7 protein-coding genes are annotated in these 7,834 nt (G+C 64.3%); 4 read left to right on the forward strand and 3 right to left on the reverse strand.

Annotated elements, in window-relative coordinates:
- Positions 1–2 precede the first annotated feature (2 nt).
- Genes H6979_12395 through H6979_12405 form a run of 3 tightly spaced genes read right to left on the reverse strand, consistent with a single transcriptional unit; the run spans position 3 to position 2,820 of the window.
- Complete coding sequence (locus H6979_12395; GenBank protein ID MCP5140643.1) at positions 3–716, reverse strand: iron-containing redox enzyme family protein; 714 nt, start codon at positions 714–716, stop codon at positions 3–5.
- Positions 716–2,206, reverse strand: coding sequence for an AMP-binding protein (locus H6979_12400; GenBank protein MCP5140644.1), 1,491 nt, complete (start codon positions 2,204–2,206; stop codon positions 716–718). Before H6979_12400 ends, H6979_12395 begins: the two co-directional genes overlap by 1 nt.
- Positions 2,206–2,820 carry a thermostable hemolysin gene (locus H6979_12405; GenBank protein MCP5140645.1) on the reverse strand — a complete coding sequence of 205 codons (615 nt, stop codon included), beginning with the start codon at positions 2,818–2,820 and terminating at the stop codon, positions 2,206–2,208. The genes H6979_12400 and H6979_12405 overlap by 1 nt, the downstream gene beginning before the upstream one ends.
- A 145-nt stretch (positions 2,821–2,965) precedes the next feature.
- Between H6979_12405 and H6979_12410 the strand changes: the two genes are divergently transcribed.
- The 4 genes from H6979_12410 to H6979_12425 form a co-directional block, all read left to right on the forward strand.
- Positions 2,966–3,589 carry an RNA polymerase sigma factor gene (locus H6979_12410; protein ID MCP5140646.1) on the forward strand — a complete coding sequence of 208 codons (624 nt, stop codon included), beginning with the start codon at positions 2,966–2,968 and terminating at the stop codon, positions 3,587–3,589.
- 21 nt (positions 3,590–3,610) lie between these two features.
- Positions 3,611–4,651 carry a FecR domain-containing protein gene (locus tag H6979_12415; protein MCP5140647.1) on the forward strand — a complete coding sequence of 347 codons (1,041 nt, stop codon included), beginning with the start codon at positions 3,611–3,613 and terminating at the stop codon, positions 4,649–4,651.
- A gap of 98 nt (positions 4,652–4,749) precedes the next feature.
- Positions 4,750–7,107: a TonB-dependent receptor gene (locus H6979_12420; protein MCP5140648.1), complete on the forward strand. Its 2,358-nt coding sequence runs from the start codon at positions 4,750–4,752 to the stop codon at positions 7,105–7,107.
- 365 nt (positions 7,108–7,472) lie between these two features.
- On the forward strand, positions 7,473–7,834 hold a 362-nt coding region (locus H6979_12425), incomplete at its 3' end, for a hypothetical protein (protein MCP5140649.1).

The following is a 7,834-nucleotide window of genomic DNA, read 5'->3' on the forward strand; positions in this document are numbered from 1 at the left end:
CTTCAGTCTCCGCTGCTTCCGGGCGATGTGGTCGGGCTGGCGTTGCAGTCGATGCTGCGAAACATCTGACCGTACAGCCAGTACATGGCTTTTGCACAAGCTGTCACTGCGGCCCGGTCCTCCGGCTCGCCGAGGCCGTCGAGGATATTGGCGAGGTCCTGGATGTGCTGCTGGTCAAGCGTGCCGTGACTGCGCAGGTAGCTGAATGCAGAGTCGGGCAGGCCCAGCGCGATCTGGATGGCGTCGGCACCGCGCAGGGCCAGGGCCGCGCTGCTGCCTTCCAGGACAAACACCATGCCAAAGAAGCTGATCGGGTTGCGGCGCATGATCGTGTCCCATGCATAGGCGACCATCGCTTCGGTCTCGATATTGGGTGCCGAGCGGACTGCCGCGTGCCGGTCGCCGCCGGCCGCTTCGATGTCGTCGAGAATCCAGTCGTCATGACCGGTCTCCTCCTCCAGATAGTGCAGTACGTTGCTGCGCAGGGCGGCGTGCCGGTCGGGGAGGCGGCTGCCGAGCGCCATCAGCAGCGGGATGGTATGACGCACGTGGTGCCAGGCCTGGACCAGAAATGCGAGGTACTGCGCACGGCTGATTTCACCCGCGAATGCCGTGCTGATGATCGGCGCCGTGAGCAGAAAATCCCGGTCGGCAGCCGTGGTCCTGTGCAGTTCATCGTGGAAGGAGGTGCGCGCGACGCGCAGACTGGCGTTCATCAGAAGGCGGCCTCTGTTTCGGTTGCTTTCGGGTAGAGGGATTCCAGTACGCGGCCATGCTGTTCGAGAATCTGCGCCCGTCGCGGCCGACCATTGGCGGTCAGCAGGCCGTTTGCGAGAGTGAAAGGCGTGGTGACCACTGCCCATCGACGCAATTGTGCGTAGTCGGGCAGGCGCGCATTTGCCCGTGCCACGGCGGCATCAATCCGTGCGTGGTCTGCTGCGCCGGCCGCACAGATCAGGGCGCTCAGATACGGTTTCGCCTCGCCAAACACCACGGCCATGCCGATTGAAGCTTCCATCTGCAGTTCGCGTTCCACCCATTCCGGCGAGATATTGCGGCCGAGGCTGGTGATGATCAGGTTCTTGAGTCGTCCGCGCACATGGACGAATCCGTCCGCATCGATCTCGCCCAGGTCGCCTGTGGCGAGTTCTCCCGTCGCGGCATCTGGCCGTTCTGCATCGCCCAGATAACCCGACATCAGCGGCCCGCTGACCATGATCTGCTGCTGTCCGTCGAGGCGCACGCGGACATGGGGCAGGGGGCGGCCAACACTGCCGCGCCGGTTCGCGCTCGCGGTGTTCACGCAGACCACCGAGCCGCATTCGCTGAGCCCGTAGCCTTCGTAGACTGGCAGACCACACTGTTCGGCGCTGGCCAGCAGTTCCGGTGCCACGCTCGCGCCCCCGACGGCGATGAAGCGCAGGCTCGCGGGCGGCTGCCAGCCCTGCTGGGCGGCCATTACCAGTACGCGCAGCAGTTCCGGAACCAGAATCAGGCTGGAAGGCTCATGGGCCGTGATCGCGGCAAGCAGCTTGCGCGGATCGAGGTGGCCATAACTCATGCCGGTGGTTTGCAGCGAGGGAACGATGCAGCTCGCGTTACTCCGCAGCGCTGCATGGACGCCGCCGATGTTTTCCAGCAGGGTGGCGAGCGGCAGCAGGCACAGGTGTCGTGTCAGGCCGAAGTCGGCAGTGGCGGCCGCAAGCGAAGCGGCCACAGCGTCGAGACTTTGTGCCGACAGACACACGCCCTTCGGTGCTGCAGTGCTGCCGGAGGTGTAGGTGATCTTGATGGTCGCGGGCGGCACCGGCTGCGCGGTCGTTCCGGTACGCCGGCGAAAGAGATGCAGGCCGGTCTGTGCGGAGATACCGGCGGGTACAAAATCTGTGGCGAGCTGAGTCGCGCGTTCCGGCTGGTCGGTGAGCAGCGTGTCGATACCCGCATCACTGATGACATGGTGCAGCTGTCCGATAGTGAAGTAGCCCGGCAAGGGCACATTGAGCAGAGCGCTCCGGTGCAGGGCCAGGTCAGCAAGCACCCAGCCGCAACCATTGTCGGCCAGCAGTGCGAAACGGCTGCCACCTGAACTTCGCAGCCAGGCTTGCTCTGCATCGACCAGTGGTCCGAGCTCGGTACAGGTGATCGCCCGTCGCCCATCGGCCAGGGCGACCCGGTCCGCTGCGGGTGCTGCCGCCCGAGTCATCATCAATGACGGACGCGATGCCGCGGCGAGAGATGCAGTCCATCCGGCAGGTAGCCGGCCATCACGCGCGGATCATTGCGGTAGTAGGCGCCCCACATGTCGTTGCCGATCGTTACTCTGGAACTGTCAGCGACGGCCAGTTCAACCAGTGTGGCACCAACGCTTTCCAGCACGCTTCTGACCAGGCTGGTCGCCGTGAACACCGCCCAGGTATAGCCGCGATCCAGCAGATAGGGCGGCAGCAAGCTGACCAGATGCCGTGCCTGCCGGCAGCCGTTGCTGGCGAGATTGCCGATCTCGATGATCTGCGCGCGTTCGACCGGTCGGGCGAGTTTCGCCGCCAGCACTGCTTCTACCGGCTGGTCCAGATATTGCTCAAGGAACAACCGCTCCTGCTGCGCGGTTCGGTAGCCGGCGGCGGCCCGCAGCTCACCGGTGACATTGCGCATGCCGAGCAGATCGGGCATGAACGAGCCGATCTGCGCGCCGTGCCTGTCCCTGAAGGCGGTGGCGATAAAGCGCTCGAGTTCGCCGCGGACCGGTGCGCCATGGGGCACCTGCTGCAGGGCAAACGGGGTGGGCGTGTATTCCATTACGAGGTCTTCCATCCCTGACATAGGTTGATCCAGGCAGACCGCGCTGCCGGTACACTGTGATCTGCAGCCTCTGACGGTGGCCACTGGTGTTATCAATCGGTACACGACCGGGATACCGATTGATTCCGGGCGGCCGCTTCGTCCAAAGTCCGTGACAGCAATCGAGATGCCCGACCGGAATGTGATGGAGTCGACAGAACTCATAGCGGCGATGCTGAAGGGCGATGAGCGTGCGTTCACCGCCTTCTTCGACAGCTATTTCCCGCGCGTCTATCGTTTCGCACTGCCGCGTCTGGGTGGCGATGCCGATGCGGCGGCGGAAGTGGTCCAGGCGACGCTGGTGAAGGCCATGCGCAAGCTGGCCGATTTTCGTGGCGATGCCTCGCTGTTTACCTGGGTCTGCCAGATCTGCCGGCACGAAGTGGTGGACTGGCTGCGGGTCCAGCGCCGCCATGCCGACAAGATCGTGCTCATGGAGGACAGCCCGGAACTCAGGGCTGCGGTCGAAGCGATCGCCGCGCCCGAGATGGAAGAACCGGGCAGCCGCTACAGCCAGACCGAGACGAGACGCCTGATCCGCTCGGTACTCGACCGGCTGCCGCCGCGCTATGGCGATGCGCTGGAGATGAAGTATGTCGAGGGTCTGTCGGTGGACGAGATAGGTGTCGAACTCGGTATCGGTACGATCGCGACGCAGTCGCTGCTGGCGCGCGCGCGGGTGGCCTTTCGCGATGCGCTGGAATCGGTGTTCGGTGCGGCGGCACAGGATGTACTGGCGAGCCTGTCCTGAACAGCTTCGTTTCCAGGGACCATGAACATGATGCAGGAAAACGATGAGGAGATGCGGCCCGGCGAGGAAGCCTCGCTGGCGGCACTGTTGCGCGATGTCGGCCCGCGGGCCGAACCGCCGGCGCAGGTGGCGCGGCAGGTGCGCGCGGCGGTTGAGGCCGAATGGCGGGCAGTGGTTGCCGCCCGGCAGCCGAAGGTACAGCCGACTGCCCGGCCCCTGGCCCGACGCTGGCCGGTACTGGCCCTGGCGGCGAGCATTGCGGTGGCTGCGATCGGTGCCTGGTTTGCCCTGCCGTTACTCAATCCGCCAGCAATGCCACTGGCCACGCTGAGTCGCGTGGATGGCGCGGTCGAGGCGGGTTCCGGCAGCGACTGGCAGCCGGTTGCGGTCCGGCAGACGCTGACGGCAGGTCAGGGACTCGTCACCGGTCCGCAGGGAAGGGCCGCCGTGAAATTGCGTGACGGCATCACCCTGCGGCTGGATACCGATACCCGTGTCGCGTTGCTGACGCCCGAGCGGATCGTCGTCAGGCGCGGTGCTGTTTATCTGGATGCGGGTCCGCGCAGTGCCACAGCTGATCCGCTGGTCATCGAGTCGCGCTACGGCAGTACCCGGCACCTGGGGACGCAGTACGAAGTGCGGATCGCGCCGGACGCGATGGTGGTCAGTGTCCGCGAGGGCCTCGTTGAAGTATCGGGCACCGGGCTGGCCACACAGGCAAAGGCCGGCGAACAGCTGCTGCTGAAGGCCAACGGCAGCATGCAGCGCGAGACCATAGAGCGAACCGCTGCCCTGTGGGACTGGACGCAGGAAGTGACCCCGCCCTTTGCGATCGAGCAGCGCACGCTGCCGGATTTTCTGGACTGGGTTTCGCGCGAGACCGGCCGCCAGCTGGAATACGCGTCGCCACAGCTTCAATCGTCGGCGGCAGGGATCGTGTTGCGTGGCTCTGTCGCCGGCCTGCGACCGGATGCCGCGCTGGCCGCGGTGATGGCCACCACGCCACTCGACTACACGGCCGATCGAAGCCTGATCACCATCAAGGCGCGCACGCCCCGGTAAATATTCCGCTGCGCACTGCCTGGTTGTCCGCGCCGGGCAGTGCATATTCATCGTGTTAACATCACCGCGCCTTCCCCGGGGCTGCGGCACTCTCAAGCATGTCTGGATATTTCCGGTCGCAACCGTTTCTGCGTCACCTGTTGCGAGTCTTTTCTGTCCTGTTTGTCGTGGCCGGTCCTGGCCTCGCTCTCCTGTCTGCATCGCCAGCATCTGCCGCGGAGGCTTACGCGGGCCGGCCAGTCAGCGAGGTGTTGCAGGAATGGCAGGGTCGAGGCCTGACGCTGATCTACAACGATCAGCTCGTGTCGCCGGCGATGCGTGTGCAGCAGGAACCTGCCGCGGCCACGGGCATCGCCCTGCTCGCTGAAATCCTCGCACCACACGGTTTGAAGCTGCAGGCTGTCGGCGCCGGTGTCTGGTCGATCGTGGTGGCTGCGGATCACGACCTTCCCGTGCGGGATGCAGCGGCGGGTGTACCTGCGGCGCGGCTCGACACGATCGTGGTCACGGCGAGCCGCTATGTGCTGGCCCGTGAAGATGTCGGTGTCAGTACCCTGCTGGTGCAGGACGAGTTGCGCACCCTTCCCAAACTCGCCGACGACAGTCTGCGCGCGGTACACCGTCTGCCCGGTGCAGCCAGCAACGGAATTTCCGGCCTGGCGCATATCCGTGGCGGCGAGGAAGACGAAACCCGCATTGTGCTCGACGGCCTGCCGTTGTCCGAGCCCTTCCACCTGAAGAGCTTCTTCAGTCCCGTCAGCGTGCTCGATGCGGAAATCGTCGGCGCCATGGATGTCTATGCCGGCGGCTTCCCGGTGGACTACGGTGACCGCATGAGTGCGGTGATCGACGTGCGCTCGATCGTGCCGCCGGCCGAGGGCATACGCGCGATCGGCGCATCGCTTTATCACACCAACGGTCTGGTCGGTGGAAGCTTCGACGATGCCCGCGGGCGCTGGCTGCTGTCCGGGCGGCGCAGCAATCTTGCCGACGTGATCAAGCTCGCCAACAGTGATCTCGGCGAACCGAGGTATCTGGATTCTTTCTCGAAGGTCGAATACGACTTTTCGGATGCCACGACCGGTGCGCTGCATTTGCTGGTCGTCGACGACCACATCAGGTTGAACAACTCGGAGAAGACCGAGTATTCCAGTGTTGGCGACCGGAGCGCCTGGATCTGGGCTACGGTCGGGCATCGCTGGTCCGAACGGTTGTCCGGCCAGGCAATACTGTCATACACGAATGTAGACAATGACCGTGACGGAACCGTTGATGATCCCGGTGAGCGTTCCGGGTTCGTGCACAATCACCGCAGCTTTACCGCGACGAACCTCAATCTGGAGTTGCAGCAGGGCGATGAGCAGCTGCTGTTTCGTTACGGTCTGGAGCTGGGGCAGCTCGACGCGCACTACTCGTATGCCAGCAGCCTGGATGTATCTGCAGGCAACCCGTTTCCGGATTCACCACCGGGCCTGACGGTGCGGCAGTCAATCCTGCAACCTGGCGGCACTCAGATGGGTGCATTCTTGAGCGGCCGGTGGCGGATGACCGAGCGGCTGACCGGCGAAATCGGCATGCGCTGGGACAATCAGACCTGGGACAAGGTTGATGGCGGCACGCAGCTCAGTCCACGCGTGAATCTGCGTTACGACCCCGACGCACGTACCCAGCTGCGGGCCAGCTGGGGCCGCTTCCATCAGGCGCAGGCCATCAACGAGCTGCAGGTCGAAGATGGCGTGGAGACTTTCTTCCCGGCACAACGTGCCGATCACCTGATCCTGAGCGCCGAGCATGAGCTGGCCAACCGGATACGTATCCGGCTGGAGGCCTATTACAAGGACTACGACGAACTGAAGCCGCGCTTCGAGAACCAGTTTGATCCGGTGGTGCTGATACCCGAACTCCAGACCGACCGCATCGAAGTGGCCGCGACCTCGGGGACCGTGCGTGGTCTGGAACTGCTGCTCAACCGGCGCGGCGTCGGGCCCTGGGGCTGGTGGCTGAGCTACACCTGGTCGCAGGCAGACGACAACATCGACGGCGTGGACGTGCCGCGCAGCTGGGATCAGACCCATTCATTCAATGCCGGCCTCAACTGGATCAGCGGTCCGCTGGAAGTGACGCTGGCCGGTACCTGGCACACCGGCTGGCCGACGACGCCGGTGATGCTGGGCGAGGCACCGCCCGGCGAAGTGCCGCCGGTCCTGATCGGCGAACGAAACGCCACGCGTTTCGACGCCTTCAAGTCGGCAGACCTGCGTGTTGCCTACACATTTGCCCTGGACAAGAGTGAACTGCTGACCTTCGTCGAATTCACCAACCTGCTGTTGCAGAAAAACCCCTGCTGTGTCGAATATTCAGTGCGCGACACGGGCGGCGGGGTCTATACGCTGAACCGCGATGTGGACAACTGGATCAGGTTTGCGCCGAATATCGGCATGTTGTGGCGCTTCTAAAAAAAAGTGCCCACCGGCTCCAGGGGGGTGGAGCGGTGGGCTTCACGTGGGGACCGCGGGCAATAACCTCCAGGGGGGGCGGAGGAAGGGGAAGGGCCGCGGCGGTCTCCCGGGTGATCGGTGTGGTTGCTGCCTAGAGCAGGAACTGCCAGGTAACGACCAGGGTAACCAGCAGCGCCGTCACGGACAGCAGCAGGTCGCCAAACTCGTAACCGCCAAGAATTTCTTCGTTTGTCATCTTCGTCTCCTCAAGCCGGTTGGCTTCTCTATGGGACGTACTCTAGATGCCGGCGACAAGGGATTCCTTTCAGGGGGGTAACACTTTGTATCGATGTGTAACATGGCCGTTCCGAGCAAGATGAGCCATGGCGATGATCGCGGACAATGTCCCGACCCCACGTGAGTTCCGCTTGCGGCGCGGCATGAGCCTGGTGCTTGCCGGTGGCCCCGGCGCAACGCCTGGGACTTCGCCGGCGGTTCGTCGCGTCGCGCTGCTGGGTGCGGACTATCCCGGTACACGGATGGCAGTGCGCGTTGCCGTCGGCGACCGGCTAGGGCTTGGGCAGGCGGTGATGTGTGACCGGCACGATCCGGCACTGCTGTTTACCTCGCCTGGCACCGGCACCGTCAGCAGCATCACGCACGGCGAGCGCCGCGAACTGCGATCAATCGTGATCGACCTCGATGGTACGGAACCCCGGGAAACTTTTACCGATCCGCTCGATCC

This window comes from Chromatiales bacterium (genome assembly GCA_024234935.1).
Classification (GTDB): domain Bacteria; phylum Pseudomonadota; class Gammaproteobacteria; order Steroidobacterales.